General features: G+C 67.6%; 18 protein-coding genes and 2 pseudogenes. 14 read left to right on the top strand and 6 right to left on the bottom strand.

The features are described from left to right. Positions 1-5: 5 nt before the first annotated feature. Positions 6-2,741, bottom strand: a complete 2,736-nt coding sequence (gene glnE, locus VHP37_30615; GenBank protein ID HEX2830728.1) for a bifunctional [glutamate--ammonia ligase]-adenylyl-L-tyrosine phosphorylase/[glutamate--ammonia-ligase] adenylyltransferase — start codon at positions 2,739-2,741, stop codon at positions 6-8. A gap of 78 nt (positions 2,742-2,819) precedes the next feature. Here glnE and VHP37_30610 point away from each other — a divergent pair, with 78 nt between their 5' ends. The 5 genes from VHP37_30610 to VHP37_30590 all read left to right on the top strand — a co-directional run bounded on the left by VHP37_30610 (position 2,820) and on the right by VHP37_30590 (position 10,796). Next, entirely contained in the window at positions 2,820-6,650 is a 3,831-nt protein-coding gene (locus VHP37_30610; GenBank protein HEX2830727.1) for a YhdP family protein, read from the top strand. Positions 6,651-6,658: 8 nt separating this feature from the next. Next, positions 6,659-6,973 (top strand): hypothetical protein, encoded by a 315-nt coding sequence (locus tag VHP37_30605; protein ID HEX2830726.1) that lies wholly within the window; start codon positions 6,659-6,661, stop codon positions 6,971-6,973. Beyond that, positions 6,970-7,785, top strand: a complete 816-nt coding sequence (locus VHP37_30600; protein ID HEX2830725.1) for a carbon-nitrogen hydrolase family protein — start codon at positions 6,970-6,972, stop codon at positions 7,783-7,785. Before VHP37_30605 ends, VHP37_30600 begins: the two co-directional genes overlap by 4 nt. 97 nt (positions 7,786-7,882) lie before the next feature. Then, positions 7,883-9,328: a metalloprotease TldD gene (tldD, locus tag VHP37_30595; GenBank protein HEX2830724.1), complete on the top strand. Its 1,446-nt coding sequence runs from the start codon at positions 7,883-7,885 to the stop codon at positions 9,326-9,328. A 22-nt stretch (positions 9,329-9,350) separates the two neighbouring features. Beyond that, a complete protein-coding gene (locus VHP37_30590; GenBank protein ID HEX2830723.1) occupies positions 9,351-10,796 on the top strand; it encodes a hypothetical protein in 1,446 nt (481 codons plus the stop codon). 9 nt (positions 10,797-10,805) lie between these two features. Here VHP37_30590 and VHP37_30585 read toward each other — a convergent pair whose 3' ends face one another. Next, positions 10,806-11,399 (bottom strand): methyltransferase domain-containing protein, encoded by a 594-nt coding sequence (locus VHP37_30585; protein HEX2830722.1) that lies wholly within the window; start codon positions 11,397-11,399, stop codon positions 10,806-10,808. 110 nt (positions 11,400-11,509) lie between these two features. Between VHP37_30585 and aroG the strand changes: the two genes are divergently transcribed. Genes aroG through VHP37_30570 form a run of 3 tightly spaced genes read left to right on the top strand, consistent with a single transcriptional unit; the run spans position 11,510 to position 14,060 of the window. Continuing rightward, positions 11,510-12,583 carry a 3-deoxy-7-phosphoheptulonate synthase AroG gene (gene aroG, locus VHP37_30580; GenBank protein HEX2830721.1) on the top strand — a complete coding sequence of 358 codons (1,074 nt, stop codon included), beginning with the start codon at positions 11,510-11,512 and terminating at the stop codon, positions 12,581-12,583. Between the two features lie 56 nt (positions 12,584-12,639). Then, on the top strand, positions 12,640-13,185 hold the full coding sequence (locus tag VHP37_30575) for a cyclic nucleotide-binding domain-containing protein (protein ID HEX2830720.1): 546 nt from the start codon (positions 12,640-12,642) through the stop codon (positions 13,183-13,185). Positions 13,186-13,193: 8 nt separating this feature from the next. Beyond that, positions 13,194-14,060 carry a helical backbone metal receptor gene (locus VHP37_30570; protein HEX2830719.1) on the top strand — a complete coding sequence of 289 codons (867 nt, stop codon included), beginning with the start codon at positions 13,194-13,196 and terminating at the stop codon, positions 14,058-14,060. A gap of 118 nt (positions 14,061-14,178) precedes the next feature. Here the strand turns inward: VHP37_30570 and VHP37_30565 are convergent, their stop codons facing one another. Together VHP37_30565 and VHP37_30560 are read right to left on the bottom strand one after the other, a co-directional pair. After that, positions 14,179-14,739, bottom strand: a complete 561-nt coding sequence (locus VHP37_30565) for a cob(I)yrinic acid a,c-diamide adenosyltransferase (GenBank protein ID HEX2830718.1) — start codon at positions 14,737-14,739, stop codon at positions 14,179-14,181. After that, positions 14,739-16,565 carry a SulP family inorganic anion transporter gene (locus tag VHP37_30560; GenBank protein ID HEX2830717.1) on the bottom strand — a complete coding sequence of 609 codons (1,827 nt, stop codon included), beginning with the start codon at positions 16,563-16,565 and terminating at the stop codon, positions 14,739-14,741. The genes VHP37_30565 and VHP37_30560 overlap by 1 nt, the downstream gene beginning before the upstream one ends. A gap of 373 nt (positions 16,566-16,938) precedes the next feature. On the opposite strand from VHP37_30560, the pseudogene VHP37_30555 reads away from it, so the two are divergent. Both VHP37_30555 and VHP37_30550 read left to right on the top strand, forming a co-directional pair. Continuing rightward, positions 16,939-17,211: pseudogene (locus tag VHP37_30555) on the top strand (cytochrome c). Positions 17,212-17,221: 10 nt separating this feature from the next. Beyond that, positions 17,222-17,560: a cytochrome c gene (locus VHP37_30550; GenBank protein ID HEX2830716.1), complete on the top strand. Its 339-nt coding sequence runs from the start codon at positions 17,222-17,224 to the stop codon at positions 17,558-17,560. 90 nt (positions 17,561-17,650) lie between these two features. Here VHP37_30550 and VHP37_30545 read toward each other — a convergent pair whose 3' ends face one another. Then, positions 17,651-18,070: a DUF1841 family protein gene (locus VHP37_30545; protein ID HEX2830715.1), complete on the bottom strand. Its 420-nt coding sequence runs from the start codon at positions 18,068-18,070 to the stop codon at positions 17,651-17,653. A gap of 141 nt (positions 18,071-18,211) precedes the next feature. After that, positions 18,212-18,838: pseudogene (nth, locus tag VHP37_30540) on the bottom strand (endonuclease III). 66 nt (positions 18,839-18,904) lie between these two features. Here nth and VHP37_30535 point away from each other — a divergent pair. From VHP37_30535 to tssB, 4 genes are all read left to right on the top strand, one after another. Further along, complete coding sequence (locus VHP37_30535) at positions 18,905-19,774, top strand: DUF3365 domain-containing protein (protein HEX2830714.1); 870 nt, start codon at positions 18,905-18,907, stop codon at positions 19,772-19,774. Positions 19,775-19,779: 5 nt separating this feature from the next. After that, on the top strand, positions 19,780-21,048 hold the full coding sequence (locus tag VHP37_30530; GenBank protein ID HEX2830713.1) for a serine/threonine-protein kinase: 1,269 nt from the start codon (positions 19,780-19,782) through the stop codon (positions 21,046-21,048). Between the two features lie 188 nt (positions 21,049-21,236). Then, the gene (gene tssA / locus VHP37_30525; GenBank protein HEX2830712.1) at positions 21,237-22,256 is read left to right on the top strand and encodes a type VI secretion system protein TssA; all 1,020 of its coding nucleotides are present in this window, start codon (positions 21,237-21,239) and stop codon (positions 22,254-22,256) included. A 187-nt stretch (positions 22,257-22,443) separates the two neighbouring features. Next, on the top strand, positions 22,444-22,953 hold the full coding sequence (gene tssB / locus VHP37_30520) for a type VI secretion system contractile sheath small subunit (protein HEX2830711.1): 510 nt from the start codon (positions 22,444-22,446) through the stop codon (positions 22,951-22,953). The last annotated feature ends 14 nt before the right edge of the window (positions 22,954-22,967 follow it).

Genomic DNA, 22,967 nt, shown 5'->3' with positions numbered 1-22,967 from the left:
TTCTATCAGGGCGTAGCGGGACTGTCCCCGAGGGCCAGGGACCACAGCGCGCGCACTGCTTGCGCTTCGCCGCGCGCTGCCTCGGGCGCGATGCGCGCGTAGCGCTCGCCCTGCAGCCGCAGGGCGTGCTGGAGCTGCCGGAAGCGGTGGTACGCATCGTGCGCCGCGAGCGCTGCATCTTCCGGAATGAGCCCCAGCCGCGCCGCGATCTTCAGCAGCGCGAGATTGCCGAGGTTCTTCGTGAGCTCTTCGTGCTCGTGCGAATGCCCGAGGACCAGGTACTGCACGATGAATTCCACGTCGATGATGCCGCCGCGGTCGTGCTTCAGGTCGAAGAGGCCGCTCGTGTTCGGATGCGCGTCGAGCATCTTCCTGCGCATGTCGAGCACCGCGGTGCGCAGCGCGGCGAGGTCGCGCTGCTCGCGCAGGATGTCGATGCGGATCGCCTCGAACGCCTCGCCGATCGCGCGGTCGCCCGCGGCGAAGCGCGCCCGGGTGAGCGCCTGGTGCTCCCACGGCCACGCGTGCTTCATCTGATAGTCGCGGAAGCTTTGCAGGGGGCTGACGAGCAGCCCGCTCGCCCCGTCGGGCCGCAGCCTCAGGTCGATCTCGTAGAGGATGCCGGCCGAGGTCATGCTCGTCAGCCAGTGGCTGATGCGGCGCGCGAGCCGCGCGTAGGCCTCGGGCGCTTCGGGCGCCGCATCGTCGTAGAGGAACACGATGTCGAGGTCGGAGGCGTAGCCGAGCTCCTTGCCGCCGAGCTTGCCGTAGCCGACGACCGCGAACGCGGGTTTCTCGCGATGGCGGTGCGGCACGCCCGCCCACGCGAGCTCGACCACGATCTCGAGGATGTGGCACGCGAGGTCGGAGAGATCGTCCGACAGCGTCTCCAGCCGGAGCGTGCCGGCGAGGTCCTGCGCGAGGAGGCGCATCGTCTGCACGTGCTTGAAGTGGCGCAGCAGGTCCATCTGCTTCTCGACGTCGCCGTCGGCGTCGGCGATCTCGCGCCGCACCGCCGTGGTGAGCGTCGGCCAGTCCGGCGCTTCGTACAGCGTGCGCACGTCGAGGAGCTCGTCGAGCAGGATCGGGTGCTGCGTCAGGTACTGCGCGGCCCACGGGCTCGCGCCCATCAGCTCGGCTACGCGGGCGAGCGCCTGCGGATACTGCTCGAGCAGCGCGAGGTACGACTCGCGGCGGCTGATGCTCTCCAGGAGCTGCAGCATGCGCTCGAACGTCTCGTCCCGTTTCTCCTGTGCAGCCGCGGTTTCGAGCACGCGCGGCATCAGTCTCCCGATGCGCGCCTGGCTCGCCGCCGGCATCTGCCGAAAGCGCGAGCCGTCCCGAAAGGCCGCGAGCCGCCGCTGGACTTCCGCCGGATTCGAGAATCCAAGCTTCGCGAGCGGCGCCGAAACGCCGGCCGCCTCGCTGCCGGCGGGTGCGTCGTGCCAGACCGACGCAAGGTCGTCGGTGCCGCTGGACGAGGCGACGAAGGTGTCGTTGAAATGCCGCGTCACCGTGTCGCGATGGCGCTCGAGCGCGGCGCGCAGGCTCGCGTAGTCGCCAAACCCCATGCTCTGCGCGACGAGCTCGCGGTCTTCGGGTGCGCGCGGCAGCGCGTGGGTCTGCGCGTCGTCGAGATACTGCAGCCGGTGCTCCAGGTTGCGCAGAAAGACATACGCTGCGGTGAGCTCCGCGACGGCTTCGGCGGCGAGCAAGCGCTTCTCCGCGAGCAGCGGCAGCACCGCCAACGTCGGCTGGCGCCGCAGCGGCGCGTCGCGCCCGCCGCGGATCAGCTGGAAGAGCTGCACGATGAACTCGATCTCGCGGATGCCGCCGGGACCGAGCTTGATGTTGTCCGCGATGTCGCGGCGCTCGACCTCGACCCGGATCTGGCGGTGCAGGTCGCGCATCGATTCGAATGCGCTGAAATCGAGATGGCGCCTGAAAACGAACGGCCGCACCAGCTCCATCAGCTCGTCTCCGCGGTCGCCGGTGAGCACGCGGCCCTTGATCCACGCGTAGCGCTCCCACTCGCGGCCCTGCGTGACCAGATAGTTTTCGAGCATGTCGAAGCTCGCGACGACCGGCCCGCTGTCGCCGTACGGCCTGAGCCTCAGATCCACGCGGAACACGTAACCGTCCTCGGTCCTTTCCGACAGTAGCCCCGAGAGCCTGCGCGCGAGGCGCGTGAAGAACTCGTGGTTCGACAGCGAACGAGCGCCGTCGGTCTCGCCTTCCTCGGGATAGAGCAGGATGAGGTCGATGTCCGAAGACACGTTGAGCTCGCCGCCGCCGAGCTTGCCCATGCCGACCACGTGCAGTTTTTGCAACGCTCCGCTCGAACCGCGCGGCTCGCCGTACTGTGCCGCGAGCTCGCGATGCACACCGTCGGTCGCCGCGCCGAGCGCGACCTCGGCGAGCGCGGTTACGGTCGCGACCACTTCGTCGAGCGCGGCGAGACCGGAGAGATCGCGCGCGATGAGCGCGAGCATGACCTCCTTGCGCAGCACGCGTAAGGATCGCGTAAGCGGATGGCCTTCCTTCTCGAGCCCCGCCAGCCGCTCGCGCATGCGCGCGCCCGTCCACGTGCGATCGAACTCGACGCGGCGAACGAGGTCCGAATCGGCGGCGACGATGCGCCGCACGTAGCGGCTGTAGCACGCTGCGCGATCGTAGGGAGATGCCGGACTGGACGGTGAAATTGGGGCGGCAGTAGCTGCCGGCGTATCAGGCGATTCCATGCAGTGGCCGGAGCACTGAGAGTACAATTGGCGACACCTCGTTCGACTATCGCATTTTTCGGGATATCAGGCAAAAAAGTGGCGTTCGCGGCCGCGCTCGGCTGGGTAAGAAAGAGCTCGATCTGGACCTCGCGCGCGTTCGCGTGGACCCTGATAGCCGCGGCCCTGACGTGTGCGGCGGTGGTGTTGTCGCTGCGCTACTGGTTTCTCCCCAACATCGACCGCTACCGCGACGACATCGCCGCGGCGGTGAGCCGTGCCGCGCAACTGCGTATCACCATCGGCAGCATCTCGGGCGACTGGGACGGGATGCGGCCGCACCTCGTGCTCGGCAACGTCACGGTGTACGACCGCTCCGATAAGCCGGCCCTCGAGCTCGAGCGCGTCGAGAGCACGATCGCGTGGCGCTCGCTCGCGGCGCTCAATCTCCATTTCCAGGCGCTCGACATCTTCAGCCCTCAGCTCGAGGTGCGGCGCGACGCGCGAGGCGTACTGTCGGTCGCGGGCATCGAGCTCGAGATCGACGACAAGCGTCACAGCGGTTTCACCGAATGGCTGCTCGATCAGCCCGACGTGGAGGTGCACGATGCGAAGGTCGCGTGGACCGACGAGGTGCGCAAGGCAGACAGGCTGGAGCTCTCATCGGTCAACCTGCACATGGTCAACCGCGGCAGCCGCCATCGCTTCGGGCTGCGCGCGACGCCGCCGCAAGCGCTCGCCGGACCGCTCGACGTGCGCGGCGACGTCCGCGGCGACAGCGCAGACGTCGTGTCGAACTGGAACGGGCGGATCTTCATGCAGCTCCAGTCCGACGACCTCGCCGCGTGGAACGCGTGGGTGGACGTCCCGGTCGAGCTCACGCGCGGCAGCGGCGCGCTGCGCACCTGGCTCACCTTCAGCGATCACCGGCTCGCCGAGATCGTCGCCGACGTGAGGCTGGGCGACGTGCGCACGCGCCTGCGTAAAGAGCTGCCGGAGCTCGAGCTCGATGCGCTTGCCGGCAGGCTTTCGTGGAAGCGCGTGCCGCGCGGCTTCGAGTTCGCGACGGCCAGGCTCGAGCTCGCGAGCGCCGGCACCACGCTCCCGCCCGCCGATTTCCTGCTGCGCATCACGAACGACGGCAAGGGCACGCAGGCGGGCGAGCTGCAGGCCAATGCTCTGGAGCTCGCGCCGCTCGTGACGATCGCCGACCGCCTGCCGCTCGGCGACGATGTGCGCGCGCGGCTCGTCGCGTACTCGCCGCGCGGGCGGCTGCACGACGTCGTGATGAAGTGGCAGGGCGAGCTGCCGGCGCCGCAGCGCTACAGCGTGCGCGGACGTTTCGAAGCGCTGGCGGTCAATCGTTTCGAGAAGACCCCGGGGCTTTCGGGCGTGAGCGGCAACGTCGACGCGACCGAAAAAGGCGGCACGCTGCACGTCGTGGGCGAGCGCACGAGCCTCGACTTGCCGGCGGTGTTCACCGACGCGCTCGGCTTCGACACGCTCACCGCGCAGATCGCGTGGACGCGCGCGGCCGATCACGTCGATCTCAAGCTCAGCAACGTGTCGTTCTCGAACGCGGATGCGGCAGGCACGCTCTTCGGCACCTATCGCGTGTCTTCGGCCGGGCGCGGCGAAGCGGACCTCACCGGCACCCTGTCGCGCGCCAATGCGCGCGCGGCGCCGAAGTACCTTCCGGCGGGCGAATTCCCGAAGGTGCGCGCGTGGCTCGAGCGCGCGGTCGTCGCGGGCGAATCGAACGACGTGCGCTTCAGGCTGAAAGGCAAGCTCGACGACTTCCCGTTCGCCGGCGACAAGCGCGGTATCTTCCACGTCGCGGCCAAGGTGAGCGGCGGCATCCTCGATTACGCCGAGCGCTGGCCGCGCATCGAGAACATCGAAGGCGAATTCCAGTTCCGCGGCACGCGGCTCGACTTCGCCGCCCGCCGCGGAACGATCAGCGGTGTGAAGATCGGACCGGTCGCCGGCGAGATCCCGGACCTCAAGGCGCGTCCGGAAGTGCTCGACGTCCGCGGCGAAGCCGAAGGGCTCACGGGCGACTTCCTCGCATTCATCGCGAAGAGCCCGGTGACCGAGATGATCGACCGCTTCACCGAAGGCATACAGGCGCAGGGCACGGGGCGCCTCGCGCTCAAGCTCACGCTGCCGCTCGGCCAGCTGCCGTCGACGAAAGTCTCGGGCGTGTACGCGTTCGGCAACAACAACATCGTGTTCGAGCGCGACGTGCCGCCGCTCGAGCAGGCGAACGGGCGCATCGAGTTCACCGAAGCTTCGGTGCGCGTGCCGACCGCGAGCGCCAACTTCCTCGGCGGTCCGCTCACGGTGACCGCGGCGTCGGTGCCCAAGGACGCGACGATGCGCGCGACCCTGGCGGGCCGCGTCAACATGGACAACCTGCGCAAGATCGCCGCACCCGGCTGGATGCAGCAGTTGCGCGGCTCGACCGACTGGCGCGGCGTGCTCACGCTGCGCCGGAAGATTCCCGACCTCGTCGTCGAATCGAACCTCGTCGGCGTGACGTCGGCGCTGCCGCCGCCGTTCGCGAAGACCGCGTCTGAGGCGGTCCCGGTCCGGATCGAGCGCCGGTTCCTGGCGCCGCAGCAGGACCGGCTGCTCGTGGCGTACGGCGACATCGTCAGGGCGGACCTGATACGCCGCGGCGACGAGAAGCAGGCGGTGATCGAGCGCGGCGCCGTGCGCCTGGGTGGCGGCGAAGCCGGCGAGCCCGACAAGCCCGGCGTATGGGTGCGCGGCGCGCTGAAGAGCGTCGATCTCGACGAGTGGATCGCGTTCACCCGCGGCGGTCCCGGCGATCCGGGCGAAGGCGGTTCCCAGCTCGGCGGCCTCGACGTCACGGTCGGACAGATCGGATTCTTCGGCCGTCGCTTCAACGACGTCGGCATCGTCGCGACACCGCAGAGCGGCGCGACCCAGCTCACGCTCGACGGCCGCGAGATCGAAGGCACCGCGACGTGGCGCGGCGAAGGCAAGGGACGCCTCAACGCGCGCTTCAAGCGGCTCACGCTCGCGGCGTCGGACAACAAGACCGCTCCGAAGCCCGCCGCCAAATCCCCCGACCTTCCGGCGCTCGACGTCGTCGTCGACCAGTTCCAGTACGGCCAGAAGCAGCTCGGCAAGCTCGAGCTCAACGCGCTGCACGAAGGCCGCGACTGGAAGATCGAGCGCCTGCGCGTCTCCAGTGCCGACAACGTGCTCAACGCCGACGGCGTATGGCAGGCGGGCGCAGCGCAGCCGCGCACCCGGCTCAACGTGAAGATGGACGTGAGCGACATCGGCAAGGCGCTCGCGCGCTGGGCGCTGCCCGCCGGCATCAAGGGCGGCACCGCGAAGATCGAAGGACAGCTCGCGTGGAGCGGAGGCCCGCTCGACTTCGACTATCCGAGCCTCTCGGGCAACCTCAACTTCGACGCGGCCAAAGGCCAGTTCGTGAAGCTCGAACCGGGCCTCGGCAAGCTGCTGGGCATCCTCTCGCTGCAATCGCTGCCGCGGCGCATCTCGCTCGATTTCCGCGACATCTTCAGCGAGGGTTTCGCGTTCGACGGCATCGTCGGCGGCGCGCGCATCGACCGCGGCGTCGCCAGCGCCGACAACTTCCGCATGGCCGGTCCCGCCGCGCGCGTGGTGATGACCGGCGACGTCGATCTCGTGCGCGAGACGCAGAAATTGCGCGTGCGCGTGATCCCCCACCTCTCCGAAGGTGTTGCGCTCGGTGCGTCGCTCGTCGGCGGACCGGTCGCCGGCGTCGCCGCGTTCCTCGCGCAGAAGATCCTCAAGGATCCGATCGAGCAGCTCATCTCGTTCGAATACATCGTGACCGGAAGCTGGTCCGATCCCCAGGTCGCCAAGCCCGAACGTGCCGCGCTGACCACGCCCGAAGGAACGCCTTGATCGCGAGAATGCTGTTCGTCCTGGCCGCGCTGTCGGCAGTTGGCGCCCGCGCGCAGACCTTCGACGTGCCGCCCGAGCTCTGGGACCGGCCGCGCACCGCCCGGGCGGTGCTCGACCAGGAGAACGTGCGGCGCGCGGTCGCGGCCGCGCTCGCCAAGCCCGAAGCCCGGATCGTGATCCACCACGGTCCCGGGCAGGAGCCGCTGGTGCAGGCGGAAGAACTGCGCTCCTGGCTGGCCGCGCTCGCGATAGACTCGCGGCGTACGGTCCTGCGCGCCGACGCGGCGCCGGGCGCATCCATCACGCTAGAGATCACGCCATGACCACTCTGACGAAAGCGCGCGTAGCCGCGGTCCAGATGACCTCGGGCCCCGTCGTCGAAGACAACCTGAAGGAAGCCGGCCGCCTCATCGAGACCGCGGTCGAGCGCGGCGCGCAGCTCGTCGCCCTGCCCGAGTATTTCCCGATCTTCGGCCTCGACGAGCGCGACAAGGTCAGGGTGCGCGAGGAGCAGGGCGCGGGTCCGATCCAGAGCTTTCTCGCCGAGACCGCGCGCAAGTACAGGATCTGGCTCGTCGGCGGCTCGGTGCCGCTCGTCGCGAAGGTTGCAGACAAGGTCCGCAATACGACGCTGGTGTACGACGATCAGGGCAAGTGCGTCGCGCGCTACGACAAGATCCACCTCTTCGCGTTCGAGCAGGGCAACGAGAGCTATTCCGAGCCGCGCACGATCGAGCGCGGAGACAAAGTCGTCACCTTCGATTCGCCGTTCGGGAAGATCGGGCTGTCGATCTGCTACGACCTGCGCTTCCCCGAGCTGTATCGCCAGATGAAAGGCGTCGACCTCATCCTGGCGCCGTCGGCGTTCACCGCGACGACGGGACGGGCGCACTGGGAGACGCTGGTGCGCGCCCGCGCGATCGAGAACCTCGCGTATCTGCTCGCGCCCGCGCAGGGCGGCCGTCACGCCAACAGGCGCGAGACCAACGGCGACTCCATGCTCGTCGACCCGTGGGGCGTGGTCGTCGACCGCCTGCCCGGCGGCACCGGCGTGGTGGTGGGCGACATCGACCACGCGCACCTCAAACGCGTGCGGCAGAGCCTGCCGGCGCTGTCGCACCGGGTGCTCCCGTAAACTTACCGGCGCAACCGCTGTCTCTACTTACTGCCCTCTTTCAAAGCCAGCCACCGTGAGCCTTCAGACGCAAACACAGACGCAGAACCTTTCCGGCATCTCGCTCATCGATCTGCCTTTCGACACCGCGCAGGAGATCCTGCTCGCGCCGTACTCGCTCGACGATAACCGGCTGCAGAGCGTGTTCGGCCAGATCATGACGCACAAGGTCGATTACGCCGACCTGTACTTCCAGTACAGCCGCAGCGAGTCGTGGAGCCTCGAGGAAGGCATCGTCAAGTCGGGCAGCTTCAACATCGACCAGGGCGTGGGCGTGCGCGCGGTGAGCGGGGAAAAGACCGCTTTCGCGTACTCCGACGACATCAGCCTGCCGGCCCTCACCTCCGCGGCGGAAGCCACGCGTGCGATCGCGCGCGCGGGCCAGGCGGGCGGCGTGCAGGTGGTCAAGCGCGGCGGCGCTCGCAACCTCTACGCCGCGAAGGATCCGCTCGACAGCCTCAACGACCAGGACAAGGTGTCGCTGCTCGAGCGGCTCGAGCGCTACGCGCGCTCGCTCGACAACCGCGTCACGCAGGTGATGGCGTGGCTCGCGGCCGAGTACGAGGTCGTGATGGTCGCGCGCTCCGACGGTCTCATGGCGGCCGACGTGCGGCCGCTCGTGCGGCTCTCGGTGCAGGTCATCGTCGAGGACAACGGCCGGCGCGAGCAGGGCAGCGCGGGCGGCGGCGGGCGCTTCGATTACGCGTACTTCACCGACTCGGTGCTGCAGGATTACGCGCAGAAAGCGGTCCATCAGGCGGTCGTCAACCTCGACGCGCGCCCGGCGCCCGCGGGACCGATGACGGTCGTGCTCGGACCGGGCTGGCCCGGGGTGCTGCTGCACGAAGCGGTCGGCCACGGCCTCGAAGGCGATTTCAACCGCAAAGGCACGTCGGCGTTCAGCGGCCGCATCGGCGAGCGCGTCGCTGCGCCCGGCGTGACGGTGGTCGACGACGGCACGCTGCGAGAGCGCCGCGGCTCGCTCAACGTCGACGATGAAGGCAATCCGACCCAGCACAACGTGCTCATCGAGAACGGCGTGCTGCGCGGCTATCTGCAGGACAGCCTCAACGCGCGGCTCATGGGCGTCGCGCCGACCGGCAACGGGCGGCGCGAATCGTACGCGCACATCCCGATGCCGCGCATGACGAATACCTACATGCTCGCCGGCGACAAGGACCCGCAGGAGATCATCGCGTCGGTCAAGAACGGCATCTACGCGGTGAACTTCGGCGGCGGCCAGGTCGACATCACCAACGGCAAGTTCGTGTTCTCGGCGTCGGAAGCGTACGCGATCGAGAACGGCAAAGTCACGTACCCGGTGAAAGGCGCCACGCTCATCGGCAACGGTCCCGATGCGCTGACGCGGGTGTCGATGATCGGCAACGACATGGCGCTCGACACCGGTGTCGGCACGTGCGGCAAGGAAGGCCAGAGCGTACCGGTCGGGGTCGGCCAGCCGACGATGCGCATCGACGCGCTGACGGTCGGCGGCACGGTTTAAGCGCTCCCGGGGCGCGGCGCGCATGCTGCTGCGCCTCATAAACACGCTGTTCGCGCGCAAACGGCGCACCCAGCTTCCGGATGCGAGCTCGCGAGCGACCGAGGAGCTTGCCGTCCGCGGCTCGGCGCTCGGCGCCGACGGCACGGCGCGCGCGGTCGTGCGCGTACAGGTCGGTGCCGCGGCCGATCCCCGCAACCTCGCGGTCGAAGGTCACCAGGAGCTGCGCTCGGCCGCGCTGCTCCAGTCGCATTACCTCGAGCGGACGTCGCCCGAAGCGCTGTTCGAGCTGCACGTGCGTTACGGACGCATGCTCGAAGCCGAAGCCGCGCCGTTCGTGCTGCCGCCGCGCGCGATCGACGCCGATCCCGATCGACGGTTGCGCATCGGCTACGTGTCGCCGAACTTCGCCGATCACTCGGTGAGCTATTTCTTCGAGCCCGTGCTGTCGCGGCACGACCGCTCGGCGTTCGAGGTCCGCTGCTATCACACCGGGCCGTATCGCGACGATACGACGGCGCGCATCGCGGGCTCCGCCGATGCGTGGCTCGACTCGTACGAGTTGTCCGACGATGCGCTGGCGCGGCGCGTGGCCGCCGACGGCGTCGACATTCTCGTCGATCTCGCGGGTCATACGCAGTTCGGCAGGCCTGGCGTGTTCGCGCGCCGTCCGGCGCCGGTGCAGATGACCTGGCTCGGGTATCCCGACACGACGGGTCTCGCGAGCATCGATTACCGCGTCACCGACGGCATCGCGGATCCGCCGTGCGCCGACGTGCGCCACACCGAGCGCCTCGTGCGCCTGCCGCCGCCGTTTCTCGTCTACCAGCCTCCCGCCGATGCGCCTGCGGTCGCGGCGCGCGACGAAGCGGCGGATGTCGTGTTCTGCTCGTTCAATACCTTGCAGAAAGTGAACGACGCGGTGATCGCGTTGTGGTCGCGCGTGATCAAAGCGGTGCCGGACTCGCGCATGCTGATCAAAGGCGGCAGGTTGCTCGACGAACCGGAGGCGGCGCAGCGCCTGCGCAACGCGTTCGCGGCACAAGGCATCGATGCGGCGCGCGTCGAGCTGTACGGCTGGATCGAGAACCGCGCCGAGCACCTCGCGCTGTACGGCAGGGCCGACGTCGCACTCGACACGTTTCCCTATCACGGCACGACGACGACCTGCGAGGCGATGTGGATGGGTGTGCCGGTCGTCACGCTGGCCGGCGAAGCTCACATGTCGCGAGTCGGCGCGTCTCTGCTCACCGCCGTGGGCCTCGGCGAGCTCGTCGCCGGGACGGCCGACGAATTCGTGGACATCGCGGTATCGCTCGCACGGGACGCGACGCGCCGCCGTGCGCAGCGCGCAGCGCTGAGGCCGCGCATGGCGGCCTCGAAGCTCCTCGACCATGCCGGCTTCACGCGGAATCTCGAAGCTGCGATGCGAACGGCGTGGACGGCGTGGTGCGCGACGGCCGCGCGCTGAGGCTCGAGCTCAGCCGTCGGGCGCCTGCGGCGCGTGCGCAACCATGCTGAGGCTGATCGCGCGGCCGCCGTACACCAGTCGGCTCGTATCGTCGAAGCCCTGCAAATCGGCGACACGCACGATGTCGACAAAGCCCGCCCGCTTCAGGTATTCGCTCAGGAACTCCTCGGTCAGGCCGACGTGATGGAAGTCGGCATCGTCCAACTGGCCGCCGAACATCATGCGCATCACGTGGAAGCGGTCCTGGGCGCTGCGCGCCGGATCGAGGAAGAGCTCGCAGAGCGTTTGGAGATCGGGAACGCTCAGGCGCACCGCCCCGCCCGGCGCGAGCACGCGCCGGAACTCGGACAGGGCGCGGGACAGGTCCTTCTGGTAGCCGAGATGCTCGAGCACGTGCGAGGCATAGATCTCGGCGACGCTGCCGTCGCGGAACTGGCTCAGGTCCACGCAGCTGCCGACGAAATCGACGTGCTCGCCGGAGACCACGTCGAGCACGTGCCAGCCGGGGTGCCGGCTCTTGCCGCCGATGTGCAGGCGCAATGGCGTGGCAGGCGCCGGTCGTTTTTTCCGGCTCGTGATGTTCTTCAGCAGAGCGCCGAGCATAGCGTGGTCGCCTCGAGGAACCCCGCGGCACCGTCAGGCGCGCTGCAGCAACTATTCACCTGTCGCCGCTCGCGAGTATAATGGTTTGATTTCAATGGTTTGGGCGCAGCATGCATTATAAGACCGACGATGTACGGATCAAGGAGATCAAGGAACTGGTGCCGCCGTCGCACGTGCTGCGCGAGTTCGGCATCACCGAGGCGGCCGCGAAAACGGTCGTTGAAGCGCGGCAACAGATCCACCGCGTGCTGCACGGGGCCGACGACCGCCTGGTCGTCATCGCCGGCCCGTGCTCGATACACGACGTCAAGGCGGCCAAGGAGTACGCGCAGCGTCTGCTGGCCACGCGCGAGAAGCTCGGCCGTGAGCTGCTGATCCTGATGCGCGGGTACTTCGAGAAGCCGCGCACCACGGTCGGCTGGAAAGGTCTCATCAACGATCCCAAGCTCGACGGCAGCTTCAGCATCAACGACGGGCTGCGCATCGGCCGCCAGTTCCTGCTCGACGTGAACGAGCTGGGCGTGCCGGTAGGCTGCGAGTTCCTCGACATGATCACGCCCCAGTACATCGCCGATCTCGTCTCGTGGGGCGCGATCGGCGCGCGCACCACCGAAAGCCAGGTGCACCGCGAGCTCGCCTCGGGCCTGTCGTGCCCGGTGGGCTTCAAGAACGGCACCGACGGCAACATCCGCATCGCGGTGGACGCGATCCGCGCCGCGCAGGCGCCGCATCACTTCCTGTCGGTCACCAAGGGCGGGCATTCGGCGATCGTCTCGACGACGGGCAACGAGGACTGCCACCTCATATTGCGCGGTGGCAAAGCCCCCAATTACGACGCCGCGAACGTCGACGCTGCGTCGAAGGGCCTCGCCGAAGCGGGGATCCCGGCGCGCGTGATGATCGACTTCTCCCACGGCAACAGCAGCAAGGATCCGCAGAAGCAGGTCGACGTCGGGCACGACGTGGCGCGTCAGGTCGCGACGGGGGACACGCGCATCTTCGGTATCATGATGGAGAGCCATCTCAAGCCCGGCCGGCAGGACCTGAAACCAGGGACCCCGCTCACGTACGGCGTGTCGATCACCGACGGCTGTCTCGGCTGGGAAGACTCGCTGAGCGTGCTGGAAGAGCTCGCCGAGGCGGTGCGGACCCGCCGCGTCAAGGCCGAAGTCGAAGCGCAATGACCGAAGCCGGCGCTGTTACACTAGAACAGGGGAATAAGCCTTAGGGGGTTAGAACGATGGTGCAGGACGACCTCAAGTTCCCGGCCGAGAACGAGATTCTTCATCGCTTCGAGCGCGTCGCCGACAGCGCCGAGGTCGCGGAAGAGCTCTCGACGCTGCTCGGCCGCGCTCCGCTGTTCTCCGAGTTCACGCGCGACGACGTGAAAGCGCTGGCCGAGTACATGGGCGTGTATCGCGCGCAGGCGAACGAGACCATCATCCGCGAAGGCGATGTCGGCGACTACATGCTGCTCATCATCCGCGGCGAGGTCGACATCCTGAAGCGCGGCATGCAGCGCGAGCTCCAGCACATGACGACGGTCGGCGCCGGCACCACCATCGGCGAGATGTCGATGATCGACGGCGAGCCGCGCTTCGCGACATGCCGCACCACGCAGGCGACGACGTTTTCGGTGCTCACGCGCGACAACATGGCGAAGATCATCCTCGAGCGCCCCCAGCTCGGCTCCAAGATCCTGGTGAAGCTCGTCACCATGCTCTCGGCGCGGCTGCGCCAGACCAGCGCGAAGCTGATGCGCTACATGGAAAGCGCGCTCTCGTAGCTTCCGCGCTGCGCCGCTCGGCGCTGCTCTGCGCCGCAGTCGGCATTCCTCTCGTCTCCACTGCCGCCACGCTGCGCGACGATCGCGGCGACGCGTTCGAGCTCCGCGCGCCCGCGAAGCGCATCGTCGCGCTCTCGCCCAACCTCGTCGAGCTCGCCTTCGCGGCCGGGGCGGGGGGAAATCTCGCGGCTGCGGTCCGCTACAGCGATTACCCGCCCGAAGCGTCGAAGCTGCCGCAGGTCGGCGACGCGAGCCGCATCGACGTCGAGCGCGTGCTCGCGCTCCAGCCCGATCTCGTGCTCGCCTGGCGCAGCGGCAATCCCGCCGGGGACGTCGAGCGTCTGAAGTCGCTGGGCTTGCCGGTGTTCGTCACCGAAGCGCGGCGGCTCGGCGACATCGCGCGTCTCCTGCGCACGCTCGGCACGCTCGCGGGCACGGCGCGTGTAGCGGAAGCCGCGGCCTCGGCTTTCGAGCGCGATCTCGCCGACTTGCGCCGGCGTTACGGCGGGCGTCGAACGGTGGCGGTGTTCTACGAGATCTGGAACCGGCCGCTCCTCACCGTCAACGGCGATCACGTCATCAGCGACGTCATCGCGCTCTGCGGCGGCCGCAACGTCTTCCGCGACGCGCCGGTGCTCACGCCCGCGGTGTCGCTCGAGGCAGTGATCAAAGCGCGCCCTCAGGTCGTGCTCGGCGGAAGCTCGGCGGTGAGGCGCGAAGAGTTCGCGGCGTCGTGGGCCGCGCTGCCGGTCTCCGGCCTGCGCGCTCTTCCGGTGCGCTACGTGCCGCCGGACTTGATTCAGCGGCAGACGCCGAGGATCGCGCAGGGGGCCAGGGTGGTGTGTGAGGAGCTCGACGAGGTGCGGAAAAGGTGACGGGTAAAGCGGTGACGGGTGAAACAGTGACGGATGAAACGGTGACGGGATCGAACGCCGCGCACGCCTTTCGTCACCGCCTTATCCGTCACCGCACTATCCGTCACCGCTTTACCCGTCACTCCTTCGACCTGTTCTTTCCTTGCTGCCACAGCACATCCCCGTGCCCGCTCTCGGCGTTGATCGCCCGCGCCGCGACGAACAGCAGATCCGACAACCGGTTCAGATACTGCAGCAGCGGCGGCGCAACATGCTCTTCGCGCGCAAGTGTGACCAGCGCGCGCTCGGCCCTGCGGCAGACCGCGCGCGCGAGGTGGGCCGCGGCGGCGGCGTGCGAGCCGCCGGGCAGGATGAAATCCTCGAGCGCCGGGAGCGCCTCGTTGAGCGCGTCGAGCGCTCTTTCGAGCCGCGCGACGTGGGAGTCGGCGATGATCGTATGCCCCGGCACGCTCAGCTCGCCGCCGAGATCGAAGAGATCGTGCTGCACGCCGGCGAGCGCGCCGCGAACGGGCGCAGGCAGCGCTTCGCAAAGCAGAACGCCGAGCGCGCTGTTGAGCTCGTCGACTTCCCCGATCGCCGTGATGCGCGGCGAATCCTTCGCCGCACGCGAGCCGTCGGCGAGGGCGGTCGTGCCGTCGTCGCCGGTGCGCGTATAGATCCGGCTGAGGCGCTTGCCCATTAGGTGACGGCGGATACGACGCGCGGCGACTCACGCGCCTCGCCGTTGGGCAGCGCCGTGCGGCACTCGCGGAAGATCTGCACCGGGCACGTGCGGCAGATCTCGGTGTCGATCTTCGGATAGATGAAGCCGACTGCGCGCGCCTTCACCGGGAAGATGTTGTCCTTGCCGATCTCGGCGAGGTAGCCGCCGCGCTCGAGAAGCTTGCGAACTTCCTCGTTGACCCGGTACAGGTAGAGGCCGCCGCCGAGCCTGCGCCTGCGCTTCGCCTCGACCGCGAGCATCTCCGCGCCGGCGACGTCGATGAAGTTGACGCCGGTCGCGTCGATCAGCAGGTGCTTCTGCGTGGGCTTGTCGGTGTCGATCTCCTGCAGGATGCGCTGCACGTGATCGACCGCGCCGAAGAAGATCGAGCCGTTGATCCTCACGATCTTGATCTGCGGGCAGTCGGGCAGCCCGCTCTGCGTCGTGAAGAGATAGCTGTGCTCCGCCGGGTCGGGCTTGACGTCGACGATGCGCGGGCGCGACGTGCGCGACAGATACAGCATGAGCGAGAGCAGCACGCCGATGTAGATGGCGAACTCGAGCTGCGCGGTGAGCGTCGCGAACAGCGTCACGACCAGCACCGCGGTCTCCGAGCGGCTGGTGCGCAGGATGCTGCGTATCGCCTTGAAGTCGATCAGCGCCCACGCCACTAGGAACAGGATCGCCGCCATCGTCGGCACCGGCAGGAAGCGCGCGTAGGGGGCGACGAGCAGCAATATCGCGACAAGGGCGACCGCGGCGAACACCGACGCGAGCGGCGTCTTCGCGCCGGCCTCGTAGTTCAGGCCGCTCCGGTTGAACGAGCCGCTCGAGGCGTACGCGGAGAAGAAGCTGCCGGCGAGGTTCGACAGGCCCTGGCCGATGAATTCCTGGTTGCCGTTGACGCGCTGCTCCGAGCGCAGGGCGATCGCGCGAGCGATCGAGACCGCTTCGGTGAGGCCGAGCATCGTGATCGCCACCGCGATCGACGCGGTCTTGCGCAGGCCTTCGAGCGTGAAGGGCGGCATCGAGAATTGCGGCAGCGCCGCAGAGAGCGCCTTGACCGTCGGGATCTTGTAATCGATCAGACCGGGAATCGCCGACAGCGCGAGCGCGAACAGGCTGCCGACCAGCATCGCGGCGATCATGTACGGAAACTTCGGGTAGCGGCGTCTCACCGCGGTCGCGGTGAGCAGCGTCACCAGCCCGACCAGCGTCACGTACCAGTCGATCTCGTCGAAGCGCGTGGCGAACGCGTGGACCGATTCGGCGAACGACATGCCGCGCGCCATCTCGATGCCGAAGAAGTGCTGGATCTGCGTTCCGATGATCAGCAACCCGGCGCCTGCGGTGAATCCGACGACGACGGTGTGCGAGATGAAGTTGACGAGCACGCCCATGCGCCCGAGACCCATGGCGAGCTGGAACACTCCGGTGAGGAAGGTCGCCAGCAGCACGAGCTCGACGTAGGCGGGGGTGAAAGGCTCCGCCAGAGTCGACATCGTCGAGTAGATGACGATCGAGATCGCGGTCGTCGGACCCGACACGAGGTGCCAGCTCGACCCGAACAGCGCCGCGACGATGGCGGGAACGATCGCCGCGTAGAGCCCGTACTCCGGAGGCATGCCGGCGATCGTGGCGAACGCGACACCCTGTGGCAGCACGACGATCGCGCCGATCAGTCCCGCGATCGCGTCGGAGCGCAGCGTCACGCGATTTACGCGCGGCCACCAATGCAGGAACGGAAGCAGCCGCGATAGATGCGGCGATACGCGAGCGATGTAAGCCTGTCTGAACGTCACTTAAAAGGTATCCCGCCTCCTGCGTCCGATTATGTGCGATGCAGGAAGGCGCGGCAACGAGGCGGCCTTTTTCGGTATAATCGCGAGTCCGGTTTTTCGACCCGCGGCTCGGATGTCACGCGGCCGCATCATCACAACAATGGCTCACATGAAAACTACCAGCATGATCGGCGCGCTGTGCGCTGCACTCACGCTGGCCGCGTCGGTGTATGCGGCCGAGCAGGGCAAAGCTCCGACCGAAGGCACTGCAAAGGCATTGCCCGAAACGCAGGCCGGCACCCCGCCGCAGGCAGCACCGCAGCCTGCGCCCGCACCCGCGACGCCCGCGGCCGCTCAGACCCAGGCCGCCGCGCAGCAGACCGCCGGCACGACGCAGGGCAACGCCGCTGCCGGGCGCACCAAGTCTTCGATGTGCGCCGGCTGCCACAGCATCCCGGGTTACAAGACCGCGTTCCCCTCGGTCTACCACGTGCCCAGGCTCGACGGGCAGCACGCCGCTTACATCGTGAAAGCCCTGCACGCGTACAAGTCCGGCGAGCGCACCCATCCGTCGATGCGCGGGATCGCCGCAGGCCTTTCCGATCAGGACATGGCGGATCTCGCCGCTTTCTTTTCCACCGGCACGACGCAGTCGGCTTCCCGCTAGGACGCTACGAATGAACAAACTCGCACTCTTCGGCCTCGTCGCGATTCTCGGCTGCGGTTCGGCCTACGCGGGCAACCCGGACGCTGGCAAGGAGAAGTCCCGCACGTGCGCGGCGTGCCACGGCGCCGACGGCAACAGCGCCACCGCCGATTTCCCGAAGCTCGCCGGCCAGTACTACGATTACCTCGTCAAGGCGATGAACGATTACAAATCGGGCAAGCGCAAGAACCCGATCATGGGACCGCAGGCGGCACCGCTGAGCCAGCGCGACATGGAAGACCTCGCCGCGTACTTCTCGAGCCAGCAGGGGCTGGTGACCCGGAAGAATTCCTACCTCGTCAAGCACTGAAAGTTCTACGCCGCTCCTCCGGCGCTATGCGCCTTCGGGCGCAAAGGCGCGCTCAAGCGCCTGGCGGCGCTACGTGCGACATGTGGGTGCCTAGGAGCGTCTGATACACGCCAGGTAAGCTTCCTGATCAGGCGCAGTGCCGGTGCGCTGCGCCTGCCAGATCGTCTCTCCCAGGCATTCGAGCACGCGGTGTTTCGCGTCGTGCTCGCCCATCTTCGCCGCGAGCGCCTCGAAGCTCGCGCGTATCCCCGGCGGCTGGTCGATCGAAAGCTGCTCTTCGATGGCGAGGTGCAGCGACAGGTGGAGAAACGGATTCATCGCGCCGCCTTCCGGACCGTAATCGCGCGACTGAGACTGCGCGCGGTCGTCCAGCACGGTGTGGTACTCGGGATGCAGCAGCATCACGTCGAGCGCGATCTTCTCCAGCGGCGACAGCGGCTGCCCGTTGCGGTACTTCTCCCACGTGTCGAAGAAAAAGCTGCGGGCCTGGTCACGGGAGGGGCTGAACACGGCGTGGGGCGGAGGCGTAAGGAGTGAGGCGTAACAGAGTCGGAACGTCTAGCGTTTCGCCTTGGACTTCCCGCCCGCCTTCGGCGTTCCGCCCTTCATCTGCTGCGCCAGCGTAGGCTTCTCTTCGGTCTCTTCCGGCCTGGTCTTGTCCCGGTATTCACACAGGTCGCGGATGATGCACTCGGGGCATTTCGGCTTGCGCGCGATGCACACATAGCGCCCGTGGAGGATCAGCCAGTGGTGCGCGTGCAGCCTGAACTCCTCCGGCACGAACTTGTTGAGCCGCAGCTCGACTTCCAGCGGGTCCTTGCCCGGAGCGAGACCGGTGCGGTTGGACACCCGGAATATGTGCGTGTCGACCGCGATCGTGGGCTCGCCGAAGGCCACGTTGAGGACGACGTTGGCGGTCTTGCGGCCGACGCCGGGCAGAGCTTCCAGCTCTTCGCGAGAGCGGGGCACGTCCCCGCCGTGCTTCTCGATGAGCAGCCGGCACGTCTCGATGACGTTCTTCGCCTTGGCGCGATAGAGACCGATGGTCTTGATGTACTCCTCGAGACCCGACGTGCCCAAGGCGAGTATCTTCGCGGGCGTATTGGCTTTCCGGTACAGCTCGCGCGTGGCGATGTTCACGCTCTTGTCGGTCGCCTGCGCCGAGAGGATCACCGAGACGAGCAGCTCGAAAGGGGTCTCGTGCTCGAGCTCGGTCGCAGGTGTGGGGTCGGCTTCGCGCAGGCGCCGGAAGATTTCGAATCTTTTTGCCGGGTTCATCGGTCGCAGTGTACAACGTGGAATAATTCGCAAACGCCGCCACAGACGCGCCTCAACGGGGGTCAGATGGGCTTAAGACTCAAATTCAATATCGTGCTGGTGCTGGTATTTTTCCTGGGCTTCGTGGTCGCCGGCTGGATATCGTACGAGCTCCTGCAGCGCAACGCGCGCGGCGAGATCGTGCGCAACGCCCGCGTCATGATGGAAGCGGCCCTCGCGATCCGCGGCTTCACGAGCAAGGAAGTGCGCCCGCAGCTCGAGCCTTTGATGGCGACGACCTTCCTGCCGCAATCGGTGCCGGCGTATGCCGCGACCGAGACGATGGGTGCGCTGCGCAAGAACTATCCGGACTACGGCTACAAGGAAGCCACGCTGAATCCGACGAACCCCCGCAACCGTGCGACCGACTGGGAAGTCGACATCGTGACGGCGTTCAAGAACCACCGCGACAAGCCCGAGATCGTCGGCGAGCGCGACACGCCGACCGGGCGCTCGATGTTCGTCGCGCGCCCGATCCACGTCGAGCCGGGCTGCCTGGTGTGCCACAGCACGCCGGCGGTCGCACCGAAATCGATGGTCGCGCTTTACGGCGAAGTGAACGGCTTCGGCTGGAAGCTGAACGATGTCATCGGCGCTCAGGTCGTGTCGGTACCGACCGCGCTGCCCATCCACAACGCCAACCGCGCGTTCGTCACGTTCATGGGGTCGCTCGCGGCGGTCTTCCTGTTCGTGTTCATCGCGCTCAACGTGATGCTGAACAGCATGATCGTGCGCCCGATACGCGACATGGCGCGCGCCGCGGACGAAGTGAGCACCGGCAACTTCGACCTGCCGGAGTTCCAGGCGAAAGCGCAGGACGAGATCGGCGTGCTCGGCGCGTCGTTCAACCGCATGCGCCGCAGCCTCGAAAAAGCGATGAAAATGCTGGAGGGCTGACCAGGGTGCCGGCGCTGCCGCCCGAAGACGACCGGACGATGCTGCCGCCGCGCGGCGGGGCCGCGCCCGCGCCCGAGACCAGCAACGCGCTGCCGGTCGGCACGCGCCTCGGCGAGTTCGAAGTGCGCGGCCTGGTCGGCGAAGGCGGCTTCGGCATCGTCTATCTCGCGTACGATCATTCGCTCGACCGCAGCATCGCGCTCAAGGAATACATGCCTGCGACGCTCGCGCAGCGCGAGGGCGGCGTCTCGGTGCTGGTGAAATCGCCGCGCTACGAGGAGACGTTCGCGCTGGGGCTGCGCAGCTTCGTCAACGAAGCGAAGCTGCTCGCGCAGTTCGATCATCCCTCGCTCGTGAAGGTCTATCGTTTCTGGGAAGCGAACGGCACCGCATACATGGCGATGCCGTACTACGAAGGTGCGACGCTCAAGGAAGCGCTGCGCCGGATGGGCAGGGCGCCCGAGGAGCCGTGGCTCATGAGTCTGCTCGTGCAGCTCCTCGACGCGCTCGACGTCATACACGCGCGCCAGTGCTATCACCGCGACATCGCGCCGGACAACATCCTGATGGTCGGCGGCGATACGCCTGTGCTGCTCGATTTCGGCGCCGCGCGCAAGGTCGTCAACGACGCGTCGCGCCAGCTCACCGTGATCCTCAAGCCCGGCTACGCGCCGCTCGAGCAATACGGCGAGTCGCCAAGCCTCAAGCAGGGTCCGTGGACCGATCTCTACGCACTCGCGTCGATGATCTATTTCGCGGTGACCGGACGGCCGCCCGAACCGTCGATCGCGCGCGTGGTGCACGATCCGGTCCGTCCGCTCGTCGAGCTCGCCGCGGGCTGCTATTCCGAAACGTTTCTCGCCGCGATCGACGCGGCCATGGCCGTCAATCCGGAGCACCGTCCCCAGAGCATCGCGGAGTTTCGCGATGCGCTCGGTTGCGGGCCGTTGCGCAGCCATCCCGAGCTCCGGACCGGGGCGCGCACGCAGCCGCGCACCGTGCCGCAGATACCGATCCAACCGCCGGCGCAGCCGCGGACCGTCGCGCCGACCGCGAGGCCGTCACCGCAGACCATCGTTCCGACCCAATTCAGAGATACCACGGAGCTCGAGCGCCTGCTCGCGCGCTACATCGGACCGATGGCCAAGATCATCGCCGCGCGTGCGCGTAAGGAAGCGCCCGACGAGCAGGCGCTGCTGCAGCGCATCGCGGAATCGATCGACGACGAGAAGGACCGCGCCGAGTTCCTGTCGGCGGCCCGCAAGCTGCGCTAGATCTCTTCACGACGGCCGGTGCAGCCGGCGCCGTCGGCAAGCGCGCATTTTTACGCGCCCGTCACACGCTCCTCGGCGATGCGGTGGTAGACTCGCCTCTCCGATCGGCGAGGTGCGCCCTCGAGGCCGGCGAGTGGCAATAAACATATAACAAGCATGCTCAATTCGTTCAGCGCGGTTTTCGCAACGTGATCGACGTTCAGGCATTGGTCGCGCCCATTTCGGACGACGCGCCGAGCGGGCCCGATCTCGAATACGACCCTGAGTTCGTCGAGCTCGAAACCGTTTCGCGCGGCAAGGCCGAGCAGCAGTTCGGCGACACCGTCATCCCTGCCGAAGAGCCCGAATGGCGCGACGTCGCGTCGCGCGCCGAGTCGCTGCTCGGACGTTCGAAGGACCTGCGGGTCGGCGTCCTCGCGGCGCGCGCGGCGACCCGCATGGACCAGGTCGAAGGGCTGTCCGCGGGCCTCGAGCTCATCAAGGAGCTGACCGAGCGCTACTGGGACACGCTGCACCCCGACCTCGACCACGAAGACAACGACGACCCGACGATGCGCCTGAACGCGCTCGCGCCGCTCGCCGACCCCGAGACTTTCCTGCGCGACGTGCGCGGCGTCTATCTCGTGGCGTCGCCGCAGCACGGCCGCGTCGCGGTGCGCGACATCCTGATCGCCGACAACAAGCTGCCCGCGGCCGCCGACGAGACGCCGATGGGCGCGACCCAGATCGCGGGCATCGTGCAGGCCGCGGGGGCCGAGAACCCGCAGCCGCTGCAGGCGGCGCTGACGGCCCTGGAGCACCTGAAGGCGCTGGAATCGTTCCTCTCCGACAAAGGCGTAACCAGCCAGGCGCCGGATCTGCGTCCGCTGCGCGACATGCTCCAGTCGGCCGCGAAAGTCGCGACCGAAGCGCTGCGGGCGAGCGGCGGGGAAGTCGAAGGCGGCGAAGGCGAAGCCGCCGAAGGTGGCGAGGCGGGCGAAGGCGCCCCCAAGCGCATATCCGGTCAGATCCTGACGCGCGAAGACGCGATCCGCGTGCTGGAAAACGTTTGCAAGTTCATCGAGCAGTCGGAGCCCTCGAACCCGGCGCCGCTCCTCATCCGCCGCGCGCAGCGGCTGATGAGCCGAAATTTCATGGAAATCATCCAGGATCTCGCGCCGGAGAGCGTGGACCAGATCAAAAAACTTGCCGGTTTGGAAGAGTCTTAGGTCATACTAATCCGGCGTGCGGCAACACGCTCGCGGGCGCCGGCAAATCGGATATTTCCGGGCCGTCCTGGCGGTCCGGATAACGAGCTTGAAACGAGGCACTTCTAAGCTTCAGGATGTGAGCGCAACCCCAGCGCGGCGGATACCCGCGCTCGTGAACCATCATCAGTCAATCGCGAGGTAGATCATGGCCCAGAGCAGTCAGAAGTTCATTGCGCGCAACCGAGCGCCGCGCGTGCAGATCGAGTACGACGTGGAGCTGTACGGTGCGGAAAAGAAAGTGCAGCTTCCGTTCGTCATGGGCGTGCTCGCCGACCTGTCCGGCAAGCCCACCGAGCCGCTCCCCCCCGTGGCCGACCGCAAATTCCTCGAGATCGACGTCGACAACTTCGACAGCCGCATGAAGGCGATCAAGCCCCGCGCCGCGTTCTCGGTGCCCAACGTGCTGACCGGCGAAGGCAACATCGCCGTCGACATCTCGTTCGACAGCATGGACGACTTCTCGCCCGCCGCCGTGGCGCGCAAGGTCGAAGCGCTGAACAAGCTGCTCGAAGCGCGCCAGCAGCTTTCGAACCTCGTCACCTACATGGACGGCAAGACCGGCGCCGAAGAGCTCATCGCCAAGGTCCTGAAGGATCCGGCGCTGCTGCAATCGCTGGCCGCCGCGAAGAAGCCTGAGGACGAAGCGAAGGCGTAAGCGCTTCGTTACGG

Source organism: Burkholderiales bacterium (assembly GCA_036262035.1).
In the GTDB taxonomy this organism is placed as follows: domain Bacteria; phylum Pseudomonadota; class Gammaproteobacteria; order Burkholderiales; family SG8-41; genus JAQGMV01.
This window is presented reverse-complemented; position numbering and strand designations above follow the sequence as displayed.